This window comes from Mumia sp. (genome assembly GCF_028803055.1).
Taxonomy (GTDB): domain Bacteria; phylum Actinomycetota; class Actinomycetes; order Propionibacteriales; family Nocardioidaceae; genus Mumia.
Genome location: NZ_JARBCJ010000014.1, coordinates 1 through 25,483 on the forward strand (window position 1 = coordinate 1; position 25,483 = coordinate 25,483).

A 25,483-nucleotide genomic window follows, 5' to 3' on the forward strand; every position below is an offset into this window, starting at 1 on the left:
AGGAGCCACCGATGACGCTGCTCGAGGTCACTGACCTGCACGTAGGCTTCCCGACTCCTGACGGCGTCGTGCACGCCGTACGCGGCGTCTCGTTCGCCGTGGAGGCCGGTCGGACGCTCGCCGTCGTCGGCGAGTCCGGCTCCGGCAAGAGCGTTGCGACCCAGACCGTCACCGGCCTCACCCGAGGAGCGCAGATCTCGGGGTCCGCCGTGTTCGACGGCGAGGACCTGCTCACCGCGACGACGAAGCAGCTCGAGGCAGTGCGCGGGGCGAGGATCGGGATGATCTTCCAAGATCCGCTGACCAGCCTCCACCCGTACTACACGGTCGGCTGGCAGATCGTCGAGATGATCCGCGCGCACGACCGCGGCATCTCCCGTCGAGCCGCCCGACGTCGTGCCGTCGAGCTTCTCGCACTCGTCGGCATCCCGCAGGCCGATCTGCGGGTCGACGACTACCCCCACCAGTTCTCGGGCGGCATGCGCCAGCGCGCGATGATCGCGATGTCGATCGCCCTGGACCCCGCGCTGCTGATCGCCGACGAACCGACGACGGCGCTCGACGTCACCGTGCAGGCGCAGATCCTCACCGTGCTGCAGGACGTGCAGCGTGAGCTCGGCACCGCCATCATCCTGATCACCCACGACCTCGGGGTGGTCGCGGAAGTAGCCGACGAGATCGTGGTGATGTATGCCGGCCAGGTGATGGAGCGGGCCGCCCGCCACGAGCTCTTCTACCGGTTCCACCACCCCTACACCGAGGGCCTGCTCGCCTCGCTCCCCTCGCGAGCACCGGGCCGGGGGCGGCTGACCCCGATCCCCGGCTCACCGCCGAGTCTGATCACGCCGCCGGAGGGCTGCCCGTTCCGACCGCGATGTGCCTACGCCTTCGACCGCTGCACGCAGACGCCGTGGCTGGCACCGGTCTTCGGGCGCTCCGACCACGAGTCGGCCTGCTGGCTGCCGAGCGACATCGCCTCGCGCGACGAGCGTGTCGCCTCACGCGAGGCGCGCGTCACCTCACCACACGAGCAACCCGCATGAGCACCGCTGCCGTCGACGCCTCGGGCAGGCGCGAGCATGACCTCGCTGCACCGCTCCTGGTCGCCTCCGACGTCGTGAAGGAGTTCCCGGTCGGCGCCTCAAGCCCGTGGCGGCGCAGCCGCGAGGTCGTGCACGCGGTGAGCGGGGTCTCCCTGGAGATCCGGCGTGGGGAGACCCTCGGGCTCGTCGGCGAGACCGGCTGCGGGAAGTCGACGCTCGCGCGCTGCCTCGCCCGGCTCTACGACGTCACGTCAGGTTCGATCAGCTTCGACGGCACCGACATCACGGCGTCGAGCCGGCGCCGCCTCCGACCTGTGCGGCGGGAGATCCAGATGGTCTTCCAGGACCCGTACGGCTCGCTGAACCCGAGGCGACGAGTCGGCTCCATCATCGGAGACCCGCTGGCGATCCACGGCGACACCGACGGCCGGTCGATGTCGGCCAAGGAGCGCGCACATCGGGTCCAGGACCTGATGGAGCTCGTCGGCCTCAACCCCGAGCACTACAACAGGTTTCCGGCCGACTTCTCCGGAGGTCAGCGCCAGCGCATCGGCCTTGCCCGCGCGCTCGCGCTGCGCCCGAGGCTCCTGATCTGTGACGAGCCGGTCTCGGCGCTCGACGTGTCGATCCAGGCTCAGATGCTCAACCTGCTGATCGACCTCCAGGAGGACCTCCACCTCACCTACCTCTTCATCACCCACGACCTGTCGGTCGTCCGGCACATCAGCGACCGGATCGCGGTGATGTATCTGGGGAGGATCGTCGAGACCGCCCCGGCCGACGAGCTGTTCGAGGTGACTCGGCACCCCTACTCGAAGGCGTTGCTCTCCGCACTCCCCGTGGCAGATCCGCAGGAGGCCGAGGCTCGGGAGCGGATCGTCCTGGTCGGAGACCTCCCGTCGCCGGTCGCGCCACCGTCCGGCTGCCGTTTCCACCCACGCTGCCCGAAGGCACGACACGACTGTGTGTCCGTCGACCCTGACCTCGTCCCGGTGCTCGACGACCCACCCGAGCACCGTGCCGCGTGCCTCCACCCGCTGCGCGTCGGCGAGGAGCTGGTGGGGCAGGTGCCGGACCTGGATGCGCAGGACAGCGAGATCGTCGCCGAGCGGGTTACCGATCCTGGAGGTGCGTGATGAGCCCGGAGGCCACCGAGACCGCTGCTGCCGGTGAGATCAAGGGCCGCAGCCCATGGGCGCTGTCGTGGCATCGGCTCCGACGTGACCGCGTGGCGATGCTCTCGTTGACAGTGATCGCCGCAATCCTCCTGATGGCGGTCTTCGCCCCGGTCGTCGCGGCGGTCACCGGTCATCCGCCGAACACGCAATACCACAGCGCTGGACTCACTCCGGACGGGTTGCCGCGCGGTCCGAACAGCACGTTCTGGCTCGGCACCGACGACCTTGGGCGCGACCTGCTGGTCCGGATCGCCTACGGTGCCCGCGTCTCGCTGCTGGTCGGCGTGGCCGCGACCGCGCTCGCCGTGCTGGTGGGGGTCGTCGTCGGTCTGGCTGCCGGATTCTTCGGTGGCGTCATCGACACGATCCTCGCCCGTTTCGTCGACGTCGTGCTCTCGTTCCCGTTCCTGCTGTTCGCGATCTCGCTGGTGTCGATCACGGGACCGAGCCTCGGCATCTCGATCCTCGTGATCGGGTTGTTCAGCTGGGCGTCGGTCGCGCGGATCGTCCGGGGGCAGGTGCTGTCGGTGCGCGAGCGGGAGTTCGTCGAAGCAGCACGATCCCTCGGCGCGTCGAGCTGGCGGATCATGGTGATCGACATCCTGCCGAACGTGCTCGCGCCGGTGATCGTCTACACCTCGCTGCTCATCCCCGTCGTCATCGTCACCCAGGCGACGCTGTCGTTCCTCGGCCTCGGCATTCCCCCGCCGACGGCCGACTGGGGCGGGATGATCGCCACGGCCCAGAACTACTACACGACAGCGTGGTGGTACATCCTCTTCCCCGGCCTCGCGCTGCTGGTCACGACGCTCGCGTTCAACCTGTTCGGCGACGGGGTCCGTGATGCCTTCGACCCCCGCGCCCGACCGACGCTCTCGATGAGACCAGGGAGACCGTCTTGATCCGGTTCGTGGTGCGACGCACCCTGCTCGGCGCCGTGGTGATGTGGCTGATCACGCTGCTGGTGTTCGGGATGTTCTTCATCGCGCCCAACAACGTCGCTGAGACGCTCGCCGGGAAGCAGGCGACCCCTGAGACGGTCGCCCTCATCTCACACCGTCTCGGGCTGGACCGTCCGCTGCTCGAGCAGTACGGGGACTTCCTGTGGAACGCCCTGCACGGGAACCTCGGCTACGACTACTACCACGGCCAGTCGGTCACCTCGATGCTGGCTGCGGCCGCGCCGGTGTCGATCTCGCTCGCGCTGGGCGCCGCCGTCATCTGGACGCTCCTCGGAGTGACGAACGGCGTTGTCTCGGCCGTGCGCCCGGGCTCCGCCGTGGACCGCGGGCTGACGTTCTTCGCCCTGTTCTTCTACTCGATGCCGTCGTTCCTGCTCGGCCTGCTCCTGCTCACGGTCTTCTACTACCGGTTCACCCTCGCAGGACTGGACTGGTTCCCCGCGGCGGGCTACGCGCCGTTGTCGGCGGGGGTCGGGGAGTGGGCGCGGCACCTGGTGCTGCCGTGGATCGCGCTGGCGATGCTGTCCGCGGCGATCTACACCCGGCTGACACGAGGCGCGATGCTGGACGCGCTCGGCGAGGACTACATCCGGACCGCCCGCTCGAAGGGCATCACCGAGCGCCGCGTCGTCCTGCGGCACGGTCTGCGGAGCGCACTGACCCCGGTCGTGACCCAGCTCGGGATCGACCTGGGCACAGTCGTGGGTGGTCTCGTCGTCACCGAGACCGTGTTCGGTCTGCCGGGTCTGGGCAAGACGAGCGTGGACGCGATCAACAACCAGGACCTGCCGGTGATCATCGGCGTGGTGCTGGTGACCTCAGCCGCGGTGGTGATCGCGAGCATCGTCGTCGACATCGCCTACGCGGTCCTCGATCCTCGGGTACGCCTCAACTGAGCGGGTGGCCGCCGTGCCGGTTCGGAGGCGCCGGTGCGTACGGGCTCAGGCGAGCAGGGCCACGAGGTGCGGGACCATCGCCCGCAGGGCCTTGCCCCGGTGGCTGATCGCGTCCTTGTCGGAGGGCGTGAGCTCTGCGGTCGACACGTCGTAGCCGTCCGCGGCGAACAGCGGGTCGTAGCCGAACCCGCCGTCACCCGTCGGCTCCCACTGGATCCGACCCCGCATCACGCCCAGCTCGACGACCTCGGCCCCGCTCGGCAGCACCAGCGCCATCGCGCACCGGAACTCGGCACCACGCCGCTCGTCCGGCACGTCGGCCAGCTGGTCGAGCAGCAGCGCGTTGTTGCGCGTGTCGGCGGACCGCTTGTCACCCTGCGGCTTGCCGCTCCACCGCGCCGACAGGACGCCGGGCATCCCGTTGAGCGCGTCCACGCACAACCCGGAGTCGTCGGCCAGCGACGGGAGTCCGGTGGTCTTCGCGGCGGCGCGCGCCTTCAGCAGCGCGTTGCCCTCGAACGTCGGCTGGTCCTCGACGGGCTCGTCGAAGTCGCCGATGTCGTCGAGACCGAGGACCTCGATCCCCGGCACGTCGGGCTCGAGGATGCGACGCAGCTCGACCAGCTTGCCGGGGTTGTGGCTGGCCAGGACGACTCGTCGCGCACTCATGCGGAGGGCCCGTCCTGGAGCGCCGAGGCCTGGATCGCCGTGAGGTCGGCACACCCCTTCTCCGCGAGCGCGAGCAGCGCGTCGAGCTCTGCCCGGTCGAACGGCGCACCCTCGGCGGTGCCCTGCACCTCGACGAACGACCCGGAGCCCGTCATCACGACGTTCATGTCGGTCTCGGCGCGGACGTCCTCGTCATAGGGCAGATCAAGCATCGGGGTGCCGTCGATGATGCCGACCGAGACGGCGGCGACCGAGTCGGTCAGCGGCTCCGACAGGAGGGCACCCCGCTCGCGGAGGTAGGAGACGGCGTCGGCCAGCGCGACGTACGCGCCCGTGATGGCGGTGGTCCGGGTGCCTCCGTCGGCCTGGAGCACGTCGCAGTCGATGACGATCGTGTTCTCGCCCAGGGCCTTGTCGTCGATCACCGCACGCAGCGACCGGCCGATCAGGCGCGAGATCTCGTGCGTACGTCCGCCGATCCGCCCCTTCACCGACTCGCGGTCGGAACGCGTGTGCGTGGCGCGCGGCAGCATCGCGTACTCGGCGGTCACCCAGCCGAGCCCCGAGTCTCGCCGCCAGCGCGGGACGCCCTGGGTGACGCTGGCCGCACAGAGGACGCGCGTGCGGCCGAACTCGACCAGGACCGATCCCTCGGCGTGGTCGAGCCAGTTGCGGGTGATGGTGACGGGACGCAGCTCGTCGTTCGGGCGGCCGTCCGCTCGGGTGGTGGGCATGCCGACGAGCCTAACGGCCTAGACCTCGTAGACCCCGCCCGCCTCGACGAGCTCGCTCGGTCCGGCGAAGGCGGCCTTGGCCTCCGACGCGACGAGCTCGTGATCGGTCCAGGTCGGGACGTGGGTCAGCAGCAGCCGCCCGACGTGGGCCTCGGTGGCCGCGGCCCCGGCATCGGTGCCGGTGAGGTGGAGGTGGGGCGGATTGTCCGGGTCGTCGGTGAACGACGCCTCGCACAGGAAGACGTCCGCCCGGTCCGCCGCCTCGACGAGGGCCGAGGTCGGCCCGGTGTCCCCGGAGTAGGTGAGGACGCTGCCGTCGGCCTCGATCCGCAACGCGTACGACTGCACGGGATGGTCGACCAGTCGTGGCGTCACCGTGAACGGTCCGAGGGTCACCGGCTCGCCCTCGACCCACGTCTGGACCGCGAGCTCGTCGGTCATCCCGGGGTCGATCGGGAGTCCGTACGCCTCCGCGAACCGGTCGGCGCTGCCCGACGGACCCCAGAGCGGGATCCGTGGTAACGGACCGCCGGGGACGTACTTGCGGTAGACGTACATCCCGCAGATGTCCATGTAGTGGTCGGGGTGGAGGTGCGAGATCGCGATCGCGTCGATGTCGGAGAGGGCGACGTACTGCTGGAGCACGCCCAGCGCACCGTTGCCGAGGTCGATGACGAGCCGATAGGTGCGCCCCTGGTGCGCCGCCTCCAGCAGATAGCAGCTGGCCGGGGAGTCCGGGCCCGGGTACGACCCCGCGCAGCCGACGACGGTCAGCCTCATACGCCCACCCACGAGAACTGGTCGACGTGGTCGATCTCGGGACCGAGGAACCGGCGCCCGAGGGTGCGGAACTCCTCAGGCTGCCCCGTGGTCAGGAAGTGGTGCTCGGGCGGCGTGGTCACCGTCCGCTCGAGGCCGTGGCGCACGAGCAGCGCGTAGACGTCCTTGGCGGTCTCGTCCGCGCTGGAGACGAGCGTCACCTCCTCGCCCATCACGTAGGCGATCACGCCCGTGAGCAGCGGGTAGTGGGTGCAGCCGAGCACGAGCGTGTCGATCCCGCTCTCCTGCAGCGGCGCGAGGTAGTCCCGCGCCACCTCCAGGAGCTCGGGACCTGCGGTCACCCCGGCCTCGACGAACTCGACGAAGCGGGGGCAGGCGCGGACGGTCAGCTGGACCGACGGGTTCGCGGCGAACGCGTCCTCGTAGGCCATCGATGTCTTGGTTGCCTGGGTGCAGATGACACCGACACGGTGGTTGCGGGTGGCGGCGACGGCCCGTCGGGTCGCCGGCACGATGACCTCGACCACCGGCACGTCGTACCGCTCTCGCGCGTCGCGGAGCACCGCTGCGCTGGCGGAGTTGCAGGCGATCACGAGCGCCTTCACGCCTCGGTCGACCAGGTGGTCGAGGCACTCCAGCGCGTACTCGCGGACGTCGCCGATGGGCTGCGGCCCGTACGGCTGACGGGCGGTGTCGCCGAGATAGAGGACCGCCTCGTTCGGCAGCTGATCGATGACGGCTCGGGCGACGGTCAGACCGCCGAAGCCGGAGTCGAAGATGCCGATGGGCGCGTCGTTCACCCGAGCGAGCCTAGTGTGCGATTCACACCCACGAAACACAATGCGTCCGACGCCACAGGGCGAGTCGCGTGGGACGCGGCTCGGCGTCACCGGCTGAAGCGCTCCACGAGGGCCGTGAGCCGCAGCTCGACCAGCGCAGGGTTCAGCCGTCCGGTGGCGGCGAGCGTCACCAGACCGTGCAGGCAACTCCAGAAGACCTCGGTGAGCGCGTCCACGTCGGCGTCGGCGTCGTCGCCGACGTACGGGCGGACCGCCTCGCGAAGCGCACCGAATCCCTCGCGCATCGGCGCCGGGGTGGACTCCTGTGCGAACTTCAGCTCGACGGCCCGGCTGAACATCGCGTCGTACAGTGCCGGGTGGCGTGCACCGAAGTCGAGGTACGCCGTGGCTACGTCGGCGAGGCGCTCCGAGGGAGACACCTCCGGTGTACGGACGGCTCTGAGCAGCGCCTCGGCAATCTCGGTGAAGCCCTCCATCGCGACCGCTGCCATCAGAGCGCCCATGCCGGCGAAGTGGCTGTAGAGCACGGGCTGGCTGTACTCGACGCGCTCCGCGAGTCGTCGCGTCGTGACCGCCTCCCACCCTTCGGCCTCGGCCAGCTCGCGCGCGACGTCGATGATCAACCGCTCACGTGCTTCGCGTTCGCGTGCCCTGCGCTCGTGGATCGCCACGCAGAGATCCTAGCACCGCTAGACATCAGGCTCATGCTCGCATAGCGTCGCACTTGTTTCTAGCATCGCTAACAAGGAGTTCTCGTGCTCATCACCGTCGCGTACGTCCTGGCCGCCGCCCTCTGCCTCATGGTTCTGTTCATCGGCGTACGGTTCCTGACTCACCCGATCCCGGCAGCCGCCGGCTACGGCGTCCCGGCCAAGCCGGACGGCGACGGCGCGTACCTGACGGTCAAAGGAGTCCGTGACTCCACGTTCGGCGTCGTCGGCCTGACTCTGCTGGCCTTCTCGACGCCCGGAGCAGCGGGGTTGTTCATGATCACCGTCTCGCTCGCGCCATTCGGCGACACGCTCGTCGTCCTCCGCAACGGAGGAACGAAGGCGGTGGCCTTCGGCATCCACTTCGCCACGGCCGTCATCGTCCTCGTCAGCGCCGCGCTGCTCTTCGCGGTCTGACACCGCGGTCGGGCATGCTGTCTCGATGAGACGCGTGCCCTTCACCGGCGACGAGAAGGAGAGCCTCTACACGGCTCTCGACCGCCACCGTGATGCCATCCTGTGGAAGATCGACGGACTCTCGGACGAGGACCTCCGGCGGCCCATGGTGCCGTCGGGGACGACGCTCCTCGGGATGGTCAAGCACCTGGCGTCCGTCGACTACGCCTGGTTCTGCTCGACGTTCGGCCGCGAGTCGCTCGAGGTCCCGGCCGACGAGGACGACTGGGACGCCGACTGGCGCATCGAGCCGTGGGAGACCACCGAGGGTGTGCTGGCCTACTTCGCGATGGCCCGCAAGGCCGCCGACGCGGTGATCGACGACCTCGACCTCACTGACACCGGCACCGCGTGGTGGGGTCAGACGGTGTCGCTCCGGTGGGTGCTGATCCACATGGTCGAGGAGTACGCCCGTCACGCCGGGCACGCGGACATCCTCCGCGAGCTGATCGACGGGGCGACCGGCCCGTTCGAGGGCTACCCGACCTGATGGCCGGGGCGAGCCGCTCCCGGACGAGCGGGCTACGCCCAGAGCTGGCCCTCGAGCCGCTCCTCCGCCTCGTCGACGGTGCCCTCGTACGCGCCCGTCGAGAGATACTTCCAGCCGCCGTCTGCCACCACGAAGACGATGTCGGCGGGCTCCCCCGCCTTCACGGCCTTCGAGGCCTGGGCGAGGGCGGCGTGCAGGATCGCGCCGGTGGAGATGCCGGCGAAGATGCCCTCCGACTCGAGCAGCTCGCGCACCCGTCGCACGGCGTCGCGAGGTCCGACCGAGAAGCGGGCGTCGATGTACTGCGGGTCGTACAGCTCGGGTACGAACCCCTCATCGAGGTTGCGCAGCCCGTAGACGAGCTCGCCGTAGCGTGGCTCGGCGGCGACGATGCGGACCTCCGGCTTGGCCTCGCGGAAGAAGCGTCCGACGCCCATGAGCGTGCCGGTCGTGCCGAGGCCCCCGACGAAGTGCGTCACCTCGGGGAGGTCGGCCAGGATCTCCGGGCCGGTGCCGCGGTAGTGCGCGTCGGCGTTGGCGGCGTTGCCGTACTGGTAGAGCATCACCCAGTCGGGGTGCTCCTCGGCGACCCGCTTGGCGACGCGGACGGCTTCGTTCGAGCCGCCGGCGGCGGGCGACGACACGATCTCGGCACCCCACATGCGCAGCAGCTGCCGACGCTCCTGGGACGTGTTCTCCGGCATCACGCACACGATGCGGTAGCCGCGCAGCTTGGCGACCATCGCGAGCGAGATGCCGGTGTTGCCCGACGTGGGCTCCAAGATCGTGCACCCCGGTCGGAGGACACCTTCGGCCTCGGCGCGCTCGATCATCGCCAGCGCAGCGCGATCCTTGATCGAGCCGGTCGGGTTGCGGTCCTCCAGCTTGGCCCACAACCGGACCTCAGGGGACGGGGACAGCCTCGGGAGCCCGACGAGCGGCGTGCCGCCGACGGAGTCGATCAGGTTGTCGAAGCGCATGGACGGGTCCGGCCTCGTACGCGAGGTCAGCGCGCCCCGCCCGCGACGGCGGGCAGGATGACGACGACGTCGCCGTCGGACAGGGGCGTCTCGAGGCCGCCCGAGAAGCGGATGTCCTCGTCGTTGACGTAGATGTTGACGAATCGGCGCGGCTGGCCGTCCTCGACCAGGCGGTCCTTGATGCCAGAGTGGTGAGCCTCCAGGTCCTCGATCAGCGCGCTGACCGAGTCACCGGCGGCGGAGACCTTCTTCTCGCCGTCGGTGTAGGTACGGAGGATGGTGGGGACACGGACCTCGATGGCCATCAGACGTCAGCTTCCTGATCGATCGGTGGGATGAGTGCTCGGAGCCTGGACGGAGTCGCCGCCCGGGCCCTCTTCCTCGTAACGCTCGACGACGCGGACTTCTTCCTCGCTGACCTCACCGTCGACGATCCGGAACGAGCGGAAGTCGACAGGTCCGGACGCGTGGGCGCCGTCGCGGGTCGACACGAGGACGTAGTGCGCGTTCGGCTCGCCGGCGAGGTTGACGTCGGTGCGCGACGGGTAGGCCTCGGTGGCGGTGTGGGAGTGGTAGACGACGACGGGCTCCTCGTCGTTGTCGTCCATCTCCTGGTAGAGCCGGAGCAGGTCCGTCGAGTCGAACTCGTAGAACGTCGGCGACATCGCCGCGTTGACCATCGGGACGAACCGCGTCGGCAGGTCCGAGCCGATCCGTCCGGCGACCACGCCGCACGCCTCGTCCGGGTGGTCCCGTCGAGCGTGCGCGATGATCGCGTCGTACGTCGCCTGGTCGATGGTGAGCACGCTTCCAAGGTACGGGGTGGCACCCGGCTCAGAGGGTGGGTCCGCCATCCGAACGGCGTCCGTGTGGGCCGCGCCACTCCGCGTCAGCCGAGCGGGCGGGTGAGGACGACGCGCCGCCGGCGAGGGTCGTCGTCGGGTCGCAGGGAGACGAGCGACACCTCGTCAAGCGTCACGCGCGTCCCGACCCTGAGAGCCCGGCCACCCTGAGCCGACACGTGCGGCCGGAAGGCGTCACGCACGTGCCGCATCCGAGCGACGTCGACACCCGCATCGGCGAGGGCGCCCAGCAGCGCCCGATGGAGCGCGTCGAGGTCAGCGGTCCGTGCCAGCTCGGTCACCCGCACGTCGTGACGGCTGCCGAACCACTCCTCCCCCGCCGCTTCGGTGGCTGCGGGCGCACGACTCTCGGCAGCGCGGGTGAACGCCTCCACGGCCTCGGCCTCGTCAGCGTCGAACGGCGGCACCCAGGTGACGTGCAGCGGCCACGCCTCACGTCCGAACTCCTCCGGCGCGTCCTCGACGAAGGACACGACGCAGAACCTCACGGGCAGAACCTCATGCGCTCAGTCGAGGGCCTGGACGAGGGACTCCTGGACGAAGCCCAGCCACTCGTAGATGTCGACGACCACCGCCACGGAGGGATCGTCGCTCTCCGCGGCCGCCTCGGCGTCCTCCTCGGACTCGATGCCGAGCCTGACCGCGAGGGCGAGCCGTACGTCGGTGAGCGACCGCAGCCACGCCTGAGCACCGCGCTCACCGAGCTCGACCTCGATGGGGTCCACGGACTGCTCCGGGTCGTCCAGGTCGAAGCCGCCCGCCGCGAGCGACGCGACGAGCGCCTGAGCGTTCTCGACCTTGGCCGTCGACAGGCTCCGCTCGGTGAAGCGACGGAAGTCGGCCGCCGAGTCGTCGTCGTCGCGATAGGCGTCGGGCAGGAGCCTCCGGAGCACCGGGTCCTCCGGAGGCAGCGAGGACGCGGTCGTGCCGAGCTGACCGAACAACGGGTCGGGCGACGACTCCTCGGGGGCGTTGCGGTCACGCAGCAGCTCGATCACCTGGCCCAGCAGGTTGACGAGCAGCTCGGCCTCGGCCCGCTCGAACTCCGCGCGGACCCGGTCGCGCTTGCGTCGCTCGAACGCCCTCATCGGATGCTCTCCGCGCTCATGCGTCGTCCCGCTGCAACGTCGCCCACAATCCGTACTCGTGCATCGCCTGCACGTGCCGCTCCATCTCCTCGCGGGGCCCGGTCGCGACCACGGCCCGCCCGTCGTGGTGGACCTTCATCATGAGGTCGTTCGCCGTGGCGTCGTCGTAGCCGAAGTAGGACTTGAACACGTACGCGACGTAGGACATGAGGTTGACCGGGTCGTTCCAGACGATGGTGACCCAGGGTCGGTCGAGCTCGGTGACCTCGTCGGTCGCCGGCTCGTCGACCTCGATCGGGCTTGGCGTGCTCACCCGGCCCATTGTGGCGTACGCGCAAACTCTCCGGCCCGCCCCTGCCCGGTGGAGTTCCACGGTCCGCCGGCCCGCCACTACGCTGACGCCGTGACCTCCACCGCGCTGCTCACCGACCACTACGAGCTGACGATGCTCCAGGCGTCGCTGGCAGACGGCACGGCCGACCGGCGCTCGGTCTTCGAGCTGTTCGCACGCCGGCTCCCGGACGGCCGGCGCTACGGCGTCGTCGCAGGGACGGGCCGCGTGCTCGATGCGATCGCCGACTTCCGGTTCACCGACGGCGAGCTCGCGTTCCTGCGCGCGAACGAGATCGTGGACGGGCCGACGCTCGACTGGCTCGCCGACTACCGCTTCCGCGGCAACGTGTGGGGCTATCCCGAGGGCGAGACCTACTTCCCGAACTCGCCCATCTTGATCGTCGAAGGCACCTTCGGCGAGGCCGTCGTGCTGGAGACCCTGCTGCTGTCGATCCTCAACCACGACTCGGCGATCGCCTCCGCCGCGGCCCGCATGACGGTGGCCGCCGGTGACCGTCCGTGCATCGAGATGGGGTCACGGCGGACGCACGAGCTCGCGGCGGTCGCCTCGGCCCGGGCCGCGTACGTCGCCGGGTTCGCGACGACGTCGAACCTCGAGGCCGGCCGCCGGTACGCCATCCCGACCGCCGGCACGTCCGCCCACTCCTTCACCCTGCTGCACGACACCGAGCGTGACGCGTTCACCGCCCAGGTGGAGTCGCTCGGCACCGCGACGACGCTGCTCGTCGACACCTACGACGTCGCCGAGGCGGTGCGCGTCGCGATCGACGTCGCGGGCACGGGACTCGGCGCCGTACGCCTCGACTCCGGCGACCTCCCGCTCCTCGCGGGCCAGGTCCGACGCCAGCTCGACGAGCTCGGTGCGACCGGCACCAGGATCACGGTGACCAGCGACCTCGACGAGTACGCGATCGCCGGTCTCGCCGCCGCTCCCGTGGACGGCTACGGCGTCGGGACGTCGCTGGTGACCGGATCCGGGCACCCGACGTGCGGCTTCGTCTACAAGCTCGTCGCCCGTGCCGACGGTCTGGAGACCGACGCCGCGATGATCTCCGTCGCGAAGACGAGCGTGGACAAGGTGTCGATCGGCGGCCGCAAGTACGCGCTGCGTCGCCTCGACCGTCACGGCACGGCCACGGCCGAGGTGATCGGCATCGGCGAGCCGCCGGAGAGCGACGACAACGACCGCCCGCTGCTCGTCCCGCTCGTCGAGAACGGCGAACGGGTCCACGACGAGACCCTTGAGACCGCCCGCGACCGGCTACGGGACTCGCTCGCTGAGCTACCGTTGCGGGCCCGGCAGCTCTCGCGGGGGGAGGCCGCGATCCCGACGGTCTTCGAGGACGTGACGAGCGGAGGAGCACGATGAGCAGGGCACTGGTGGTCGTCGACGTGCAGAAGGACTTCTGCGAGGGCGGCTCGCTCGCCGTCTCAGGAGGCGCCGCGGTGGCCGAGCGCGTGGCGCGCCTGGTCGCCGACGGCGGCTACGACCTGGTGGTGGCGACCAAGGACCACCACATCGACCCGGGCGCCCACTTCAGCGACCAGCCCGACTACGTGGACTCGTGGCCGCCGCACTGCGTCGTCGGCACCCACGGCAACGAGCTCCATGCGCCGCTGACCGCGGACATGTTCGCGGCGGTGTTCGAGAAGGGCCAGTTCGACGCGGCCTACTCCGGCTTCGAGGGCAAGGCCACCACCGGCGACGGGCTCGAGGACTGGCTGCGCGAGCGCGACGTGGACACGGTCGACATCGTCGGCATCGCCACCGACTACTGCGTGCGGGCCACGGCTCTCGATGCTGCGGCACGCGGTTTCGGCACGCGTGTCCTCATGGATCTCACCGCTCCGGTCGCGGAGGCGAACCTCGACAAGACCCGGAGCGACTTCGACGCCGCAGGGGTCACGGTGGCCTGAGCCTCACCCGTACGCCACCGACCGCACCACCTGCGCCGGCGAGCCTGCCGCGACCGAGAACGCAGGCACGTCACGCGTGACGACGGAGTTCGCGCCGATGACGCACCGCTCCCCGATCGTCACGCCGCTGGTGACGACGACGTTGGCGCCCAGCCAGCAGTTGTCGCCGATCACCGTCGGCCCCTTCGACGTGAACCCCTGCCACGGGACGGGCACGTCCGGGTCGTCGTAGCGGTGCGCCGAGTCGGTCACGAGGCAACCGTTCGCGAGCATGCAGTGGGCGCCGATCTCGACGCGGTGCGACGCGGAGACCATCACGTCGAGGTTGAGGAACGTGCCCTCACCGATCACGATCTGCGCGTCCGGTCCGCCGGTGATCCAGACCCCGGGCTCGAGGAACACCTGCGGCCCGAGGTGGAGACGCCCGTCGCGCAGCATCTCGAGCACGTCGCCGTGCACCACGCCGCGGGCGTACGCGCGCCGCCGCGCCAGCTCGACGCTGAGCCGCGCCCGGTTGAGAGGCCGGTAGGCGCGGCCGTACCAGCGCTGCTTGCGCCACCACTCGCGCGCGAGCTCGTACGTCGACGGCTCGTCAGACATGCGTCCCGAGATCCTCGATGCGATAGCCGCCCGGCAGGTAGGTGCGGATCGCGCCGCGGTCCTCGGGCCGGGACGGTGCGACCCGCGGAGGGGCGAGCCGGAGCGCGCGACCGCGCAGCCGCAGGAGTCCTCGCGACAGGGCGACGACGGCGCGCGGCGGCGTCGCGTACCCGAACGCGTCGCGCACGTGCGGGTCCATCACCGACCGGGAGAAGACCTCGACCGCGGGCCGCAGCAGCCGAGGGTAGTAGGAGCAGAGCAGCGCCAGCGTGGCGTCGGCGACCTCGCGCGAACGGTCGTCGTAGGCGAAGTGGGTGCGCTCGTAGGCGTCGAGGAGCGTCTCGAACTCCGCGTACGAGGCGGGGATGTCCTTGATCCCCATCAGCTCGCCCATCCGCTGGTACGACCGCGTCGCCGCGTCCACCTCCGCGGGGCCGAGCGGCCGCCACCCGTAGTCGGCGAGCCACCGGACGGGCGTGACGACGAACGTCGCGAGGACGTAGCGCAGGTCGTCGTTGCTGATGGCGTAGGCACCGTGCATCTGGTTCATCCGACGCACCGCAGCACGTCCGGGCGACGACTCCATGCCGTCCTCGACGATCGCGTCGAGGACGAGCACCGTGTCGTCGTGGCGCTTCTGGGTGCGCTCGGTGAACTCCTGCGTCTCGTGCAGCAGCACCCCGATCGACGGCACCGCGAACGTCCGGAACAGCGCGAAGCTGAGCGCCTGCTGGATGTCCCACGGGAACTCGAATCGGGTGTCGACCGCCGAGATGATCTCGTAGTCCGTCTCCGGGTCGAGGGTCGCGATCACCCGCTGCCACGCATCGCGGCGCCAGCGCTCCCGTCCCCGGGGAGCGGCGGGCAGGACGCGTGTCATGCACCGGACGCTACCGTGCTCCGACGGTCGGCGTCTGCACTAGATTCGGAGACATGAGCGCCCCGTACCTCCGAGATCTCGTGGCCGACACGTCGTACGAGGCACCGGCGGCACACGGCCTGCGCGAGCGCGTGGAGGCGTACGCCGCGCGCCGCTCGACCGCCGAGGATCACGGTGACGTGCTCGGCCCGCTCGTCGTGCCCGACACGGAGCTTCCCCTGGTCCAGGGCACGGTCGCCGCCCTCGGCGCCGACGAGATCGATGTCGTCGTCGCTGTCACCGGAGGTGCGGGGGCCATCGAGCCGGCGGTGCGGTGGGCGACGCGGCAGGAGCGCCTCCGTCTGGTCGGCCTCACCGCGGCCGTCCGCGACCTCGACGACCTGGCCCGCGGCGCCCACCGGGTGGTGGCGATGGTCGGCCAGCTCGAGGCGGAAGGGCTGCTGGAGGACGTCGATGTGCAGGTCGGGCTCCCGCTGCACGCCCGCACCGAGGGCTCGCTGCGCTGGCAGCACGCCCTCGACACGTTGGCGTCCCAGGACCTGCGGCTCGTGCTGCGGACCGGCGGGGCCGACCCGGAGGAGGTGCCGTCGGCCGAGACCCTGGCGGGTGCCGTCGGCGACGCGCTCGACCGCGAGGTCGCGTTCTCGTGCCGAGGCGACCTGGCGCACGCGGTGGCCTGGCGCGAGCCCGACACGGGTCGCGTGCGCCACGGGTTCCTCAACGTGCTCCTCGCCACCCGCGCGAGCCTCGACGGGGGTGACGTCGGCGCGGTCGCCGAGCGCCTGGCCCTGACCGCCTCGGAGCGTGTCGTCACCGAGCTCGGGGTCATCGGCGAGTCCTCGCTGGAGTCGGCTCGGCGGTGGTTCACCGGCGTCGGCTCCGAGGACGTCGACGCCTCGCTCGCCGACCTCCGCGCACTCAGCCTGCTGGGTCCGACAGACTGATCCGCCGGACCTGCCGGAGCATCCGCCGCGTCGCAAGGACGTGGAAGCGCGTCCTGATGACCATCGTCTCGTAGACAGCACCACGCACACCGGGGAAGACCGCATAGCTGCGCGCGGAGAGTCGCGTCGCCGGAGCGTCAGCCGCGGGCACCTCGGCCAGAGGTGCGTCGGCCAGAGGTGCGTCGGCCAGCCTGAAGACCAGGCGGTAGACGGAGAACCGGTGTCTCCCGGCGAGGTCCAGCCGCTCCCCCGTGACGACGTCGTCCACGGCGAAGCCGCCGGGCGGGTCGGTGCCGAGGAGGCGAGCCATCGCCCCGTCGGCCGCCGAGAGCAGTGACCTGTGCACGAAGGCCTCGAGCGCGGTCCACACCTGCTGACGCGGCCGCGCGATCGTCAGCGCGTGCTCGTCGATCAGCGGCAGATCCTCGACGGTCATGTCCCCCACCACCTGCCTCGATCGGACGTACGACCTCACCCGCGGGAGGTCACCCGGCGGACGAAGGTGACGATCTCGGCCAGCGCACGCGGTGCCGACGGCGAGATCCCCGGCAGGCTGATGTAGCCGTGGACGGCATCGGCGTACTCCGTCAGCGTGACGTCGCCGCCGTTGCCGCGCAGCGCCTCGGCGTAGAAGACACCGTTGTCACGCAGCGGATCGTGCCCCGCCACCTGGATCAACGCCGGCACGGCCGCCCCCGACAGCGTCCCGTGCAAGGGCGCCGCCGTGGGCGCGGACGGGTCGGCGCCGTCGAGGTAGAGGCGCGAGAAGGCGCGCATCTGGCGTGAGGTGAGCACGGGGGCGTTCGCGTGCTCGCGCTCGGACGGGAAGACCTCCTCCATCTCGACCGCGGGATAGACGAGGACCTGACCGGCGAGCGCCGGTGCACCCGCCTGACCCGCCAGGTCGGCGACCACGGCGGCCAGGTTGCCGCCGGCGCTGTCGCCGGCGACGACGATGCGCGCCGGGTCGGCCGCGAGCTCGTCGGCGTGCGTCACGACCCAGTCCAGCGCGGCCCAGGTGTCGAGGACGGCGGCAGGGTAGGGATGCTCGGGAGCCAGCCGGTAGGCCACGGAGACCACGACGCACGGCGTGTCGACCGCGAGATGGCTGGCCCACCACTCGTCCTGCTCGGGATCACCGAGGACCCAGCCTCCGCCGTGGAAGAGCACCACCACCGGCGACGGCTCGGGCCCCGGTGTCGGCGGCTGGTAGATCCGCAGCCGCAGCGTCACTGGCTGAGTCTCCTGCGGGAGCTCGCCGACCGTCACCGGCTGGAGCTCGACGAGGCGGTCGGTGACCTGGGCGTCGGGGTGCGGTCTGCCCGACACGGCGCGTCCCAGCGGCGAGCCCAGCAGCTTGGCCCGTTGCGTACGGCGAGCAGGGAGCTCCTCTCGCGGCACCTCGTCGATCGGTCGGTTGAGGAAGCGCTCGACGAACGTGAACAGTCTGGTGCGGATCGGCAAGGGGGCGGCCATGGCCGCCAGACTAGATGACCTTCCCGGGGTTCAGCAGACCGTGAGGGTCGAGCGCGTGCTTCACGGCGCGTTGGACCCCGAGTCCGACGGGCCCGAGCTCACGCTCGAGCAGTGTCCGCTTCAAGACGCCGACCCCGTGCTCCCCGGTGATGGTTCCGCCGAGGTCGAGGCCCAGGTGCATCACGTCGTCGAAGGCCGCGTGCGCCCGTTCCGCCTCGTCGAGGTCGGCACCGTCGAAGATCACGCACGGGTGGAAGTTGCCGTCACCGGCGTGCCCGACGACCCCGATCACCACTTCGCGCTTCGCAGCGATCGCGGCGACCCCGTCGACGAGGTCGGCGATCCTCGACCGCGGGACGCAGACGTCGTCGACCATCGTCGTCCCCATCGACTCGAAGGCCGTCAGCACCTCGCGCCGAGCGGTGAGCAGGAGCGCGGCCTCCGCGTCGTCGGCGGCGAGCACCACGTCGTACGCTCCCGCGTCCCGCAGGTGGGCCGCCAGGGCGGCGATCTCCTCCTCTCCGGCGGCACCCGGCGCGTCGGACTGCGCGAGGACGAGCGCCCCCACCTCGGCGTCGAATCCGAGACGGTAGGCGTCGTTGACCGCCCGGAGGCTCGTGGCGTCCATCAGCTCGAGCAGGTTGGGGACCACGCTCGAGCGGGCGATCGCGCCGATGCCCTCCGCGGCCGCGTGCACGGTGCCGAAGGTGGCCGCGAGCGTCCGAGGGCGGTGGGCGGCGGGCCGCAGCCGCAGCGTCGCCTCGGTGATGATGCCGAGCGTCCCCTCCGAGCCGACGAACAGGCGCACCAGGTCGTATCCGGCGACGCCCTTGACCGTACGCCGCCCCGTCCGCAGCACCTCTCCGCTCGCGAGGACGACCTCGAGCGCGAGGACGTAGTCGGTCGTGACGCCGTACTTCACGCAGCAGAGGCCGCCGGAGTTCGTGGCGAGGTTGCCGCCGATCGTGCAGAACTCCCACGAGCTGGGGTCCGGTGGGTAGAACAGCCCATGCTCGGCCACCGTGCGCGACAGGACGGCGTTGAGCACGCCGGGCTGGGTCACGACGAGTCGCTCGTCGGTGTCGACCTCGAGGACCTGGTCCATCCGTTCGAGCGTGATCACCAACCCGCCCTCGATCGCGTTGGCGGCACCGGAGAGGCCGCTCCTGGCGCCCTGCGCCACAACCGGGACCCCGTGCGCGGAGGCGAGCCGCATCGCCGTCGCGACGTCGCCTGTCGCCCGGGCGAGCACGACCGCGCACGGGGTGCCCGCCTCGCAGAACATCGCGCGGTCGGTCCGGTAGGAGACGAGGCGGTCAGGATCGGTGACCACCACGTCCGGCCCGAGAGCGGCGACGAGCTCGGCGACGAAGACGTCGGTGTCCATGCCTCACCCTATGCTGACCGGATGCCTGCGATCGACGACCTCGATGCCCAGATCGCCCGCCTGTTCCTCGCCGAGCCCAAGATCGGGGTCCTCGAGGCCTCGCGGCGACTCGGGGTCGCCCGTGCCACGGTCCAGACGCGGCTCGACCGCCTCGCCGAGCGCGGCGTGATCGCGTCCTGGTCACCGACGGTCTCTCCGGCGGCGCTCGGCTATCCCGTCACCGCCTTCCTCACGCTCGAGGTCGTCCAGGGCGAGGGTCGGGCCCCCGTCGCCGACCACCTGGCCTCCATCCCCGAGGTCCTCGAGGCATGCACCATCACCGGTGCCGGCGACCTCTGGTGCCGCGTCGTCGCCCGCTCCAACACCGACCTCCAGCGGGTCCTCGACGCCGTCGTCTCGGAGCCGTCGATCGTGCGGGTCGCCACGGTCATCGCGCTGCAGACCGAGCTCGCGCCCCGGGTCGCCCCCCTGCTCGACGCCGCGCTGGGCCTCGACACCGCGGCGCCGCCCGCGCCATAGTGTGCGCGTGAGCACCGCAGCCGGACTCGCCGGACGACGCGTCCTCGTGACCGGCGCCGCCCGTGGGATCGGCGCGGCGCTCGCGGTCCGTCTGGCCGAGAGCGGCGCCCGTCTCGCCCTCCTCGGCCTCGAGCCCGACGGCCTCGCGGCGACGGCCGCCCGTGCGGGTGACGCGCCGTGGTTCGCCTGCGACGTCACCGACCGGTCGGGGCTCGAGAGGTCCATCGAAGCGGCCGCGTCGGCGCTCGGTGGCCTCGATGTCGTCGTCGCCAACGCCGGGGTTGCGGCGCAGCTGCCGATCGTCGGTGGCGACCCGTACGTGTGGGACCGCACGCTCGCGGTCAACCTCACCGGCGTGTACGACACGGTGCGTCTCGCCGGGCCTCACGTGAGCCACCCCGAGGGCTACGCCCTGCTGGTCTCGTCGCTCGCGGCTGCCGTGCACCTCCCGATGCTCGGCGCGTACTCCGCGTCGAAGGCCGGCGTCGAGGCGCTCGGCGACGCGCTCCGCCTCGAGCTGGCGCCGAGCGGCGCCCGCGTCGGCGTCGCCTTCTTCGGCGAGCTCGACACCGAGATGACGAGCCGAGGTTTTGGCACGGAGGCGGCCACGATACTGATGCGAGGCACCCCGATCGGGCGCGTCGCTCCGCTCGAGGACGCGATCACCGCGCTCGAGCGCGGCATCGCCCGCCGGGCCCGCGTCGTCACCTCACCGCGCTTCGTCAGGGCCGCGCTCCCTGCTCGCGCCGCCGTCCAGCGCGCCGTCGAACGCACCCTGCGTCGCTCGCGCGTACGCCACGCGCTCGAGATCGCACGCCGGGAGGGCGCGGGCCTGACGACACCGCAGCCGACCGCCGAAGCGGCGCCAGACGGTCCTCGGGATGCCGCGTGACCGAGCTCCCCCGCGTCCCCCCGGGTGACCGGCGCGACCTCGGCCTCGTCAACGCCGCGCTGGCCCGTGTCGCCTCCCGCGTGGTCGGGGTCCGTGACGTGCACGTCTTCTCCGTCCTCGGCCGGACGCGTGGGCTGTTCCGAGGCTGGCTCCACTACTCGGGGCGCCTGATGCCGTTCGGGACGCTCCCCCGCCGGCAGGCCGAGCTCGTGATCCTCCGTGTCGCCGCGCTGCGCCGATCTGCCTACGAGCTCGACCACCACCGTCGTCTCGGTGCGCGGGCCGGTCTGAGCACGGACGAGATCGAGGCGGTCACCGATCCGGCCACGACGTGGCCCTGGTCGGCTGCCGACCAGGCGCGCCTCGACACCGCCGACGCGTTGGTCCTCACGCGTGACGTCGACGACAGCACGTGGGAGTCCTTGGCAGCGCGCTTCCCACCCCGCAGCCTGGTCGAGATCGTCATGCTCGTGTGCCAGTACGACGGGCTCGCGACGACGCTGCACACGTTGCGCGTGCCCTTGGACGAGCCCGCCGCCCCGGCTCACGCTCAGAGCAACGGCCGCGACCGCCGGAACAACCAGGCGTCGAAGAATCCGTCGAGCTGACGCCCGCTGACGTCCTCGGCGAGCCGCTCGAACTGCGTGGTGGTCCCGTGGCCGTCACGGCGCTCGCCGACCCACCGCCGCAGCAGCGCGAAGAACGCCGCGTCGCCGATCTCGCGCCGCAGCGCGTGGATCGTCATCGCGCCTCGCACGTAGACCCGGTTGTCGAACATCCGGTCCCGTCCCGGGTTGCCGACGGGCAGCCGCCAGAACGCTCGGCCGCCATGGTCGTACCAGTAGTCGAACTCGCTCCGGACCGACCCGAGTCCCTGCGACTCGTCCCACATCCACTCGAGGTAGGTCGCGAGCCCTTCGTTGAGCCAGATGTCACGCCACCGGCGCAGCGAGACCGAGTCGCCGAACCACTGGTGAGCGACCTCGTGCGCGACGACCGAGGTGTTCTGGCCGGGCTGCAGGCCCGCCCCACGGCGGAAGAAGGCGGCGTCGTAGACGGGGCGGGTCTGCGTCTCCAGCGCGAAGCCGAGGTCGGCCTTCGTGACTACGCCACCGTGGTCGCCGTACGGATAGGGGCCGAGGTGGCGCGCGAGGAACCGCGTCACCTCGGGCGTACGGCGCAGCGAGCGCACCGCCCGCCGGCGCACGCCGGCGCTGAGCGCACGGTCGTAGGCGTAGAGATAGCGGACACCACCGGCCCGACCGCGGACGACACGGAAGTCACCCCAGGCCGCGAACGCGAGGTAGGTCGCCATCGGCCGCCGCATCACCCACCGCCACTGCACGAGGTCACCGACGCGCTTGCGTCCCGCGAGCCTGCCGACGCTGATCGCCTCCCGGCCGCGCGGGACCCGGAGGCGGATGTCGTACGTCGCCTTGTCGCTGGGGTGGTCGTTGCTCGCGAACCACCACGGGGCGGCCTCGGGCTGGCCGACGACGATCGCGCCCGCCCGCGTCGTGACGAAAGGCCGGGCACCGCGGTGGCTGATGCTCGCGGGCCGGCCGGCGTACGCGACGGACACCACGAAGCGATCGCCCTTGCGGATCGCCCGGCGCGGGGTGACGACCAGCTCCCTGCCGCGCTGGCTGAACCGCGCGGGGCGCCCGCCGACCCGTACCGACGAGGCGGCGAGGACGAGATCGAGGTTGAAGCGCCGGAGCCGCTGGCTCGCCACCGCCCGCAGGCGGGTGCGTCCGACGAGACGCTTCTCGGCAGGCTGGTACGCGGCGGTGACCTGGTAGTGCCGTACGTCGTAGCCGCCGTTGCCGTGGCCCGGAAAGTATGCGTCGCCGGCTCCCGGCCGACCGACGCCCGGTGCGGCCGCCATGCCCGCACGCACCGCGGTGTTGGTGCCGGCCTCGCCCGCCTCAGCCGCGGCGGCCGCACCTGGTGCACCGGGCAGCAGCCCGGCGAGCAGGGTGGCAGAGGCGATCGCGACGGCGAGACGCATGCTGTGACACTACGACGTCAAGAGGTCGGTCGACCGGCCCATTCGCGGATCTTGTCGATGCGCGCCCGCAGGTCGTCGACCGACGCGCTCGCTGCCGTAGGTCCCCCGCACTCCTCGCGCAGCCGGTTGTGCACGACACCGTGGGGCTGACCCGTGCGGTGGTGCCACGCGCCGACGAGTCCGTTGAGCTCGCGCCGCAGCAGCGCACGCATCTGGTGCGTGCTCGGCTCGTCGGGCCGCGTCGCCGGCCCAGGAGCGCCGGTCGCCCCCGCCTGGGAGTCGGCGGGCTCCCCCCGCTCGGCTGCGGCTGCGACACCCCGTTGGGTGCGCCGGGTCCGCGCGTGGCGGAGCAGCTCTCGCACCTGGTCGGGCTCGAGCAGGCCGGGGATCCCGAGGAAGTCCATCTCCTCCTCCGACCCGGTCGCGACCTCGCCTTCGTGTCCGAACTCGCCACCGTCGTAGAGCACGCGGTCGAACGACGCCTCGCTGCCGAGAGCCTTGAACTCGAACGGCTCGAGATCGGCGGTGGACTGGGTCGCCTGGGCGGCCGCGATCAGCTCGTCGTCGAGAGCCAACGGATCGTCGTCGTCACCGCCGGCGCGACCGAGCACGTGGTCGCGCTGCACCTCGAGGTCGGAGGCGAGCCCGAGGACACGGGGGACGCTCGGGACGAACACGGTCGCCGTCTCGCCCCGCTTGCGGGCACGGACGAAGCGACCGACCGCCTGGGCGAAGAACAGCGGGGTGGACGTCCTGGTCGCATAGACGCCGACCGACAGCCGTGGCACGTCGACGCCTTCGCTGACCATCCGGACCGCGACCATCCACCGCTCGTCGGACTCGGCGAACGCGCTGATCCGCGCGCTGGCCTCCTTCTCGTCCGAGAGCACGAGAGCGGGTCCGTCACCGGTCACCTCGCGGAGGATCTTGGCGTAGGCCCGTGCGGTGTTCTGGTCGCTCGCGATCACGAGCCCGCCTGCGTCGGGCACGTGGCGCCGGACCTCGGACAGCCGGGTGTCTGCCGCGCCGAGCACCGACGGGATCCATGAGCCGGCCGGGTCGAGCGCCGTACGGAGCGCCTGCGCGGTGAGGTCCTTCGTCATCGGCTCGCCCATCCGCGCCGCGACCTCGTCGCCGGCGCGCGTACGCCACCGAAGGTCACCGGAGTACGCCATGAACAGGACAGGGCGGACCACGCCGTCGGCGAGCGCCTCCGCATAGCCGTACGAGTAGTCGGCCACGCTCCGGCCGATGCCGTCGTCGCCGGGAGCGTAGGTGACGAACGGGATGGGGTTGGTGTCGGACCGGAACGGGGTGCCGGTCAGCGCCAGCCGGCGCGTCGCGGGCTCGAACGCCTCCCGGACCGCATCACCCCACGAGAGGGCGTCGCCGGCGTGGTGCACCTCGTCGAGGATCACCAACGTGCGGAAGCGCTCGGTGCGCAGCCGGTACGCGGTGGGGTTGGTCGCCACCCCGGCGTAGGTGAGGGCGAAGCCCTTGAAGTCGGAGGCCATCGCGCCACCGCGTCCGCTGAACGACGGGTCGAGCGGGATGCCCGCGCGTGCACCGGCCTCCGCCCACTGCGTCTTGAGGTGGTCGGTCGGCGCGACGACCACGATGCGTTCGACGATGCGGCGCTCGAGGAGCTGGGCGGCGACCGTCAGCGCGAAGGTCGTCTTGCCGGCTCCCGGGGTCGCGACCGCCAGGAAGTCACGCGGGTTGCGTTCGGCGTAGCGGGAGAGAGCGTCGGCCTGCCACGCGCGCAGCTTGGGAGCGGTGCCCCAGGCTGCGCGGTCGGGATAGGCCGGTGAGAGATGCGCGGCCCCGGACATCAGCGGCGATACACCCGCCAGAGCTTGCGCATGCGTTCGATCTGACCGGGCGTGAAGTGGTGCATGCACCGGTCGTAGGAGTAGTCCATGAAGTTGTGGATCGGATCCTCCCCCGGAGACGGACAGGTGTCGCGTCCCCGTGGGCACTCGAAGCTCGGGATCCGCTCGCGAGGGGTGTCGTGCACGCGGTCGTTGTTTTTGCCGCAGCCGCCCGGGCAGGTGTGGTAGAGCCCGAGCCAGTGCCCGGTCTCGTGCACGGCGGTGTCGCCCTTGTTGTAGCCGCGGAAGCGTCCGCCCGGCATCGAGTCACGGTGGATCACGACACCGTCGGTCGCGAGCTTGCTCTTGGGGCGCTGCGGGAACGTCGCGTAGCCGAGGACCTGCAGGTCGCCCCGCTCGGTCGGCGCCGCGATGTAGAGGTTGAGATCGCGCTTCTTGCCGCGGTGCAGCGCCTTGCGCATCGCCCGGGACTCACGCGAGCCGAGCCCGGCGTTGTACCACGCGCGGTTGACCGTGTAGTCGGTCTTCTTGAGCACGAACCGGAAGCGGGTGCTGCGCGCGTCGCGCCACTGCTTGCCCGCGAAGGCGCGGTTCATCACCTTGATCTGGCGCCGCACCTTGGCGCGGCTGACGGTCTTGCTCGTGGAGGACGGCTTGATGACGTGGGCGTACACACGGATCTTGATCCGCCGGGGGCCATCGCCCTGCGCGCTGCGCCGGTCGCTCGCGGCGCCCACCGCGCCGACGCGACGGGCGAGGTCGCGCTCGTACGCCTCGACGGTCGCGTGCGAGGGCTCGGGCGCCCGCACGACACCGTCGAGACCGTTGAGCGTCCGTGCGCCGAGCGTCTCGTCGGGAGTGCAGTCGGTCGCGGCAGCCGCAGGCCGTGCCGAGGCGGGCGCTGCGGAGGCCGGCACGACCGCCGAGGCACCCGTCAGCGCCGCGATGCTCGCGACGAGGGCGGTGCCGATGAGCACCGCCCCCAGGGCATACGAGCGCGGCCGCCGCCGCGGCCGATCACT

The 25,483-nt window shown here is 71.3% G+C and carries 31 protein-coding genes; 12 read left to right on the top strand and 19 right to left on the bottom strand.

Features of this window, described 5'->3' with window-relative positions:
- The 4 genes from PV363_RS02725 to PV363_RS02740 all read left to right on the top strand — a co-directional run.
- The coding region (locus PV363_RS02725; RefSeq protein WP_366525440.1) for an ABC transporter ATP-binding protein at window positions 1-1,043 on the top strand (1,043 nt) is incomplete at its 5' end.
- Window positions 1,040-2,179: an oligopeptide/dipeptide ABC transporter ATP-binding protein gene (locus tag PV363_RS02730; RefSeq protein ID WP_220340930.1), complete on the top strand. Its 1,140-nt coding sequence runs from the start codon at window positions 1,040-1,042 to the stop codon at window positions 2,177-2,179. The genes PV363_RS02725 and PV363_RS02730, both read left to right, overlap by 4 nt.
- Window positions 2,179-3,123, top strand: coding sequence for an ABC transporter permease (locus PV363_RS02735; RefSeq protein WP_220340929.1), 945 nt, complete (start codon window positions 2,179-2,181; stop codon window positions 3,121-3,123). The genes PV363_RS02730 and PV363_RS02735 overlap by 1 nt, the downstream gene beginning before the upstream one ends.
- Window positions 3,120-4,079, top strand: coding sequence for an ABC transporter permease (locus PV363_RS02740; RefSeq protein ID WP_220340928.1), 960 nt, complete (start codon window positions 3,120-3,122; stop codon window positions 4,077-4,079). Before PV363_RS02735 ends, PV363_RS02740 begins: the two co-directional genes overlap by 4 nt.
- Window positions 4,080-4,124: 45 nt before the next feature.
- On the opposite strand, the gene rdgB is transcribed toward PV363_RS02740, so the two are convergent.
- From rdgB to PV363_RS02765, 5 genes are all read right to left on the bottom strand, one after another.
- Window positions 4,125-4,748, bottom strand: coding sequence for an RdgB/HAM1 family non-canonical purine NTP pyrophosphatase (gene rdgB / locus PV363_RS02745; protein WP_220365584.1), 624 nt, complete (start codon window positions 4,746-4,748; stop codon window positions 4,125-4,127).
- Window positions 4,745-5,482: a ribonuclease PH gene (rph, locus tag PV363_RS02750; protein WP_301021628.1), complete on the bottom strand. Its 738-nt coding sequence runs from the start codon at window positions 5,480-5,482 to the stop codon at window positions 4,745-4,747. Before rph ends, rdgB begins: the two co-directional genes overlap by 4 nt.
- An 18-nt stretch (window positions 5,483-5,500) precedes the next feature.
- Window positions 5,501-6,262: an MBL fold metallo-hydrolase gene (locus tag PV363_RS02755; protein ID WP_220340925.1), complete on the bottom strand. Its 762-nt coding sequence runs from the start codon at window positions 6,260-6,262 to the stop codon at window positions 5,501-5,503.
- Window positions 6,259-7,062 (bottom strand): glutamate racemase, encoded by an 804-nt coding sequence (murI, locus tag PV363_RS02760; RefSeq protein ID WP_220340924.1) that lies wholly within the window; start codon window positions 7,060-7,062, stop codon window positions 6,259-6,261. Before murI ends, PV363_RS02755 begins: the two co-directional genes overlap by 4 nt.
- 86 nt (window positions 7,063-7,148) lie before the next feature.
- The gene (locus PV363_RS02765) at window positions 7,149-7,733 is read right to left on the bottom strand and encodes a TetR/AcrR family transcriptional regulator (protein ID WP_301021629.1); all 585 of its coding nucleotides are present in this window, start codon (window positions 7,731-7,733) and stop codon (window positions 7,149-7,151) included.
- A gap of 84 nt (window positions 7,734-7,817) precedes the next feature.
- Here PV363_RS02765 and PV363_RS02770 point away from each other — a divergent pair, with 84 nt between their 5' ends.
- Window positions 7,818-8,189, top strand: a complete 372-nt coding sequence (locus PV363_RS02770; protein WP_220340922.1) for a DUF4267 domain-containing protein — start codon at window positions 7,818-7,820, stop codon at window positions 8,187-8,189.
- Between the two features lie 25 nt (window positions 8,190-8,214).
- Window positions 8,215-8,718 carry a DinB family protein gene (locus PV363_RS02775; protein ID WP_220340921.1) on the top strand — a complete coding sequence of 168 codons (504 nt, stop codon included), beginning with the start codon at window positions 8,215-8,217 and terminating at the stop codon, window positions 8,716-8,718.
- Between the two features lie 32 nt (window positions 8,719-8,750).
- Here the strand turns inward: PV363_RS02775 and PV363_RS02780 are convergent, their stop codons facing one another.
- From PV363_RS02780 to clpS, 6 genes are all read right to left on the bottom strand, one after another.
- A complete protein-coding gene (locus PV363_RS02780) occupies window positions 8,751-9,698 on the bottom strand; it encodes a cysteine synthase (RefSeq protein ID WP_220346698.1) in 948 nt (315 codons plus the stop codon).
- A gap of 26 nt (window positions 9,699-9,724) precedes the next feature.
- Window positions 9,725-10,003: a MoaD/ThiS family protein gene (locus PV363_RS02785; protein WP_220340919.1), complete on the bottom strand. Its 279-nt coding sequence runs from the start codon at window positions 10,001-10,003 to the stop codon at window positions 9,725-9,727.
- Between the two features lie 6 nt (window positions 10,004-10,009).
- Window positions 10,010-10,504, bottom strand: a complete 495-nt coding sequence (locus tag PV363_RS02790) for a M67 family metallopeptidase (protein ID WP_301021631.1) — start codon at window positions 10,502-10,504, stop codon at window positions 10,010-10,012.
- A gap of 83 nt (window positions 10,505-10,587) precedes the next feature.
- Window positions 10,588-11,034 carry a 2'-5' RNA ligase family protein gene (locus tag PV363_RS02795; RefSeq protein ID WP_220365587.1) on the bottom strand — a complete coding sequence of 149 codons (447 nt, stop codon included), beginning with the start codon at window positions 11,032-11,034 and terminating at the stop codon, window positions 10,588-10,590.
- A gap of 33 nt (window positions 11,035-11,067) precedes the next feature.
- Complete coding sequence (locus PV363_RS02800) at window positions 11,068-11,649, bottom strand: DUF2017 domain-containing protein (RefSeq protein ID WP_220340916.1); 582 nt, start codon at window positions 11,647-11,649, stop codon at window positions 11,068-11,070.
- 16 nt (window positions 11,650-11,665) lie between these two features.
- On the bottom strand, window positions 11,666-11,971 hold the full coding sequence (gene clpS / locus PV363_RS02805) for an ATP-dependent Clp protease adapter ClpS (protein WP_220340915.1): 306 nt from the start codon (window positions 11,969-11,971) through the stop codon (window positions 11,666-11,668).
- Window positions 11,972-12,052: 81 nt separating this feature from the next.
- Between clpS and PV363_RS02810 the strand changes: the two genes are divergently transcribed.
- Together PV363_RS02810 and PV363_RS02815 are read left to right on the top strand one after the other, a co-directional pair.
- Window positions 12,053-13,372 (top strand): nicotinate phosphoribosyltransferase, encoded by a 1,320-nt coding sequence (locus PV363_RS02810; protein ID WP_301021632.1) that lies wholly within the window; start codon window positions 12,053-12,055, stop codon window positions 13,370-13,372.
- Window positions 13,369-13,920 (top strand): isochorismatase family protein, encoded by a 552-nt coding sequence (locus PV363_RS02815; protein WP_220340913.1) that lies wholly within the window; start codon window positions 13,369-13,371, stop codon window positions 13,918-13,920. The genes PV363_RS02810 and PV363_RS02815 overlap by 4 nt, the downstream gene beginning before the upstream one ends.
- A gap of 3 nt (window positions 13,921-13,923) precedes the next feature.
- On the opposite strand, the gene PV363_RS02820 is transcribed toward PV363_RS02815, so the two are convergent.
- Both PV363_RS02820 and PV363_RS02825 read right to left on the bottom strand, forming a co-directional pair.
- Window positions 13,924-14,520, bottom strand: a complete 597-nt coding sequence (locus PV363_RS02820) for an acyltransferase (RefSeq protein WP_220340912.1) — start codon at window positions 14,518-14,520, stop codon at window positions 13,924-13,926.
- Entirely contained in the window at window positions 14,513-15,400 is an 888-nt protein-coding gene (locus PV363_RS02825) for an oxygenase MpaB family protein (protein ID WP_220346692.1), read from the bottom strand. Before PV363_RS02825 ends, PV363_RS02820 begins: the two co-directional genes overlap by 8 nt.
- 53 nt (window positions 15,401-15,453) lie before the next feature.
- Between PV363_RS02825 and PV363_RS02830 the strand changes: the two genes are divergently transcribed.
- Entirely contained in the window at window positions 15,454-16,344 is an 891-nt protein-coding gene (locus PV363_RS02830) for a hypothetical protein (protein WP_301021633.1), read from the top strand.
- Here PV363_RS02830 and PV363_RS02835 read toward each other — a convergent pair.
- The 3 genes from PV363_RS02835 to PV363_RS02845 are packed head-to-tail and all read right to left on the bottom strand — an operon-like array spanning window position 16,319 to window position 19,207.
- Complete coding sequence (locus tag PV363_RS02835; RefSeq protein WP_220365592.1) at window positions 16,319-16,780, bottom strand: hypothetical protein; 462 nt, start codon at window positions 16,778-16,780, stop codon at window positions 16,319-16,321. The two genes, PV363_RS02830 and PV363_RS02835, sit on opposite strands and share 26 nt — an antisense overlap.
- Before the next feature lie 35 nt (window positions 16,781-16,815).
- Entirely contained in the window at window positions 16,816-17,820 is a 1,005-nt protein-coding gene (locus PV363_RS02840; RefSeq protein WP_220340908.1) for an alpha/beta hydrolase, read from the bottom strand.
- A gap of 10 nt (window positions 17,821-17,830) precedes the next feature.
- A complete protein-coding gene (locus PV363_RS02845; protein WP_220340907.1) occupies window positions 17,831-19,207 on the bottom strand; it encodes an FAD-linked oxidase C-terminal domain-containing protein in 1,377 nt (458 codons plus the stop codon).
- A 21-nt stretch (window positions 19,208-19,228) separates the two neighbouring features.
- Here PV363_RS02845 and PV363_RS02850 point away from each other — a divergent pair, with 21 nt between their 5' ends.
- From PV363_RS02850 to PV363_RS02860, 3 genes are read left to right on the top strand one after another with little or no spacing between them, the layout of a single operon-like run.
- Complete coding sequence (locus tag PV363_RS02850) at window positions 19,229-19,726, top strand: Lrp/AsnC family transcriptional regulator (RefSeq protein WP_220340906.1); 498 nt, start codon at window positions 19,229-19,231, stop codon at window positions 19,724-19,726.
- Between the two features lie 7 nt (window positions 19,727-19,733).
- On the top strand, window positions 19,734-20,618 hold the full coding sequence (locus PV363_RS02855) for an SDR family NAD(P)-dependent oxidoreductase (RefSeq protein ID WP_220340905.1): 885 nt from the start codon (window positions 19,734-19,736) through the stop codon (window positions 20,616-20,618).
- Entirely contained in the window at window positions 20,615-21,226 is a 612-nt protein-coding gene (locus PV363_RS02860) for a carboxymuconolactone decarboxylase family protein (RefSeq protein WP_301021634.1), read from the top strand. The genes PV363_RS02855 and PV363_RS02860 overlap by 4 nt, the downstream gene beginning before the upstream one ends.
- Here PV363_RS02860 and PV363_RS02865 read toward each other — a convergent pair.
- The 3 genes from PV363_RS02865 to PV363_RS02875 form a co-directional block, all read right to left on the bottom strand.
- Window positions 21,169-22,629 carry a M1 family metallopeptidase gene (locus PV363_RS02865; protein WP_301021635.1) on the bottom strand — a complete coding sequence of 487 codons (1,461 nt, stop codon included), beginning with the start codon at window positions 22,627-22,629 and terminating at the stop codon, window positions 21,169-21,171. The two genes, PV363_RS02860 and PV363_RS02865, sit on opposite strands and share 58 nt — an antisense overlap.
- A 17-nt stretch (window positions 22,630-22,646) precedes the next feature.
- On the bottom strand, window positions 22,647-24,461 hold the full coding sequence (locus tag PV363_RS02870; protein ID WP_220340902.1) for a DEAD/DEAH box helicase: 1,815 nt from the start codon (window positions 24,459-24,461) through the stop codon (window positions 22,647-22,649).
- Window positions 24,461-25,483 (bottom strand): zinc metalloprotease (locus PV363_RS02875; protein ID WP_301021636.1); only part of this gene is annotated, 1,023 nt, incomplete at its 5' end. The genes PV363_RS02870 and PV363_RS02875, both read right to left, overlap by 1 nt.

Coding starts and splice junctions, on each gene's coding strand:
- PV363_RS02730 (WP_220340930.1), top strand. CDS start 1,040: ATGAGCACCGCTGCCGTCGACGCCTCGGGCAGGCGCGAGCATGACCTC.
- PV363_RS02735 (WP_220340929.1), top strand. CDS start 2,179: ATGAGCCCGGAGGCCACCGAGACCGCTGCTGCCGGTGAGATCAAGGGC.
- rdgB (WP_220365584.1), bottom strand. CDS start 4,748: ATGAGTGCGCGACGAGTCGTCCTGGCCAGCCACAACCCCGGCAAGCTG.
- rph (WP_301021628.1), bottom strand. CDS start 5,482: ATGCCCACCACCCGAGCGGACGGCCGCCCGAACGACGAGCTGCGTCCC.
- PV363_RS02755 (WP_220340925.1), bottom strand. CDS start 6,262: ATGAGGCTGACCGTCGTCGGCTGCGCGGGGTCGTACCCGGGCCCGGAC.
- PV363_RS02775 (WP_220340921.1), top strand. CDS start 8,215: ATGAGACGCGTGCCCTTCACCGGCGACGAGAAGGAGAGCCTCTACACG.
- PV363_RS02780 (WP_220346698.1), bottom strand. CDS start 9,698: ATGCGCTTCGACAACCTGATCGACTCCGTCGGCGGCACGCCGCTCGTC.
- PV363_RS02785 (WP_220340919.1), bottom strand. CDS start 10,003: ATGGCCATCGAGGTCCGTGTCCCCACCATCCTCCGTACCTACACCGAC.
- PV363_RS02800 (WP_220340916.1), bottom strand. CDS start 11,649: ATGAGGGCGTTCGAGCGACGCAAGCGCGACCGGGTCCGCGCGGAGTTC.
- clpS (WP_220340915.1), bottom strand. CDS start 11,971: ATGGGCCGGGTGAGCACGCCAAGCCCGATCGAGGTCGACGAGCCGGCG.
- PV363_RS02815 (WP_220340913.1), top strand. CDS start 13,369: ATGAGCAGGGCACTGGTGGTCGTCGACGTGCAGAAGGACTTCTGCGAG.
- PV363_RS02820 (WP_220340912.1), bottom strand. CDS start 14,520: ATGTCTGACGAGCCGTCGACGTACGAGCTCGCGCGCGAGTGGTGGCGC.
- PV363_RS02825 (WP_220346692.1), bottom strand. CDS start 15,400: ATGACACGCGTCCTGCCCGCCGCTCCCCGGGGACGGGAGCGCTGGCGC.
- PV363_RS02830 (WP_301021633.1), top strand. CDS start 15,454: ATGAGCGCCCCGTACCTCCGAGATCTCGTGGCCGACACGTCGTACGAG.
- PV363_RS02835 (WP_220365592.1), bottom strand. CDS start 16,780: ATGACCGTCGAGGATCTGCCGCTGATCGACGAGCACGCGCTGACGATC.
- PV363_RS02840 (WP_220340908.1), bottom strand. CDS start 17,820: ATGGCCGCCCCCTTGCCGATCCGCACCAGACTGTTCACGTTCGTCGAG.
- PV363_RS02845 (WP_220340907.1), bottom strand. CDS start 19,207: ATGGACACCGACGTCTTCGTCGCCGAGCTCGTCGCCGCTCTCGGGCCG.
- PV363_RS02850 (WP_220340906.1), top strand. CDS start 19,229: ATGCCTGCGATCGACGACCTCGATGCCCAGATCGCCCGCCTGTTCCTC.
- PV363_RS02865 (WP_301021635.1), bottom strand. CDS start 22,629: ATGCGTCTCGCCGTCGCGATCGCCTCTGCCACCCTGCTCGCCGGGCTG.
- PV363_RS02870 (WP_220340902.1), bottom strand. CDS start 24,461: ATGTCCGGGGCCGCGCATCTCTCACCGGCCTATCCCGACCGCGCAGCC.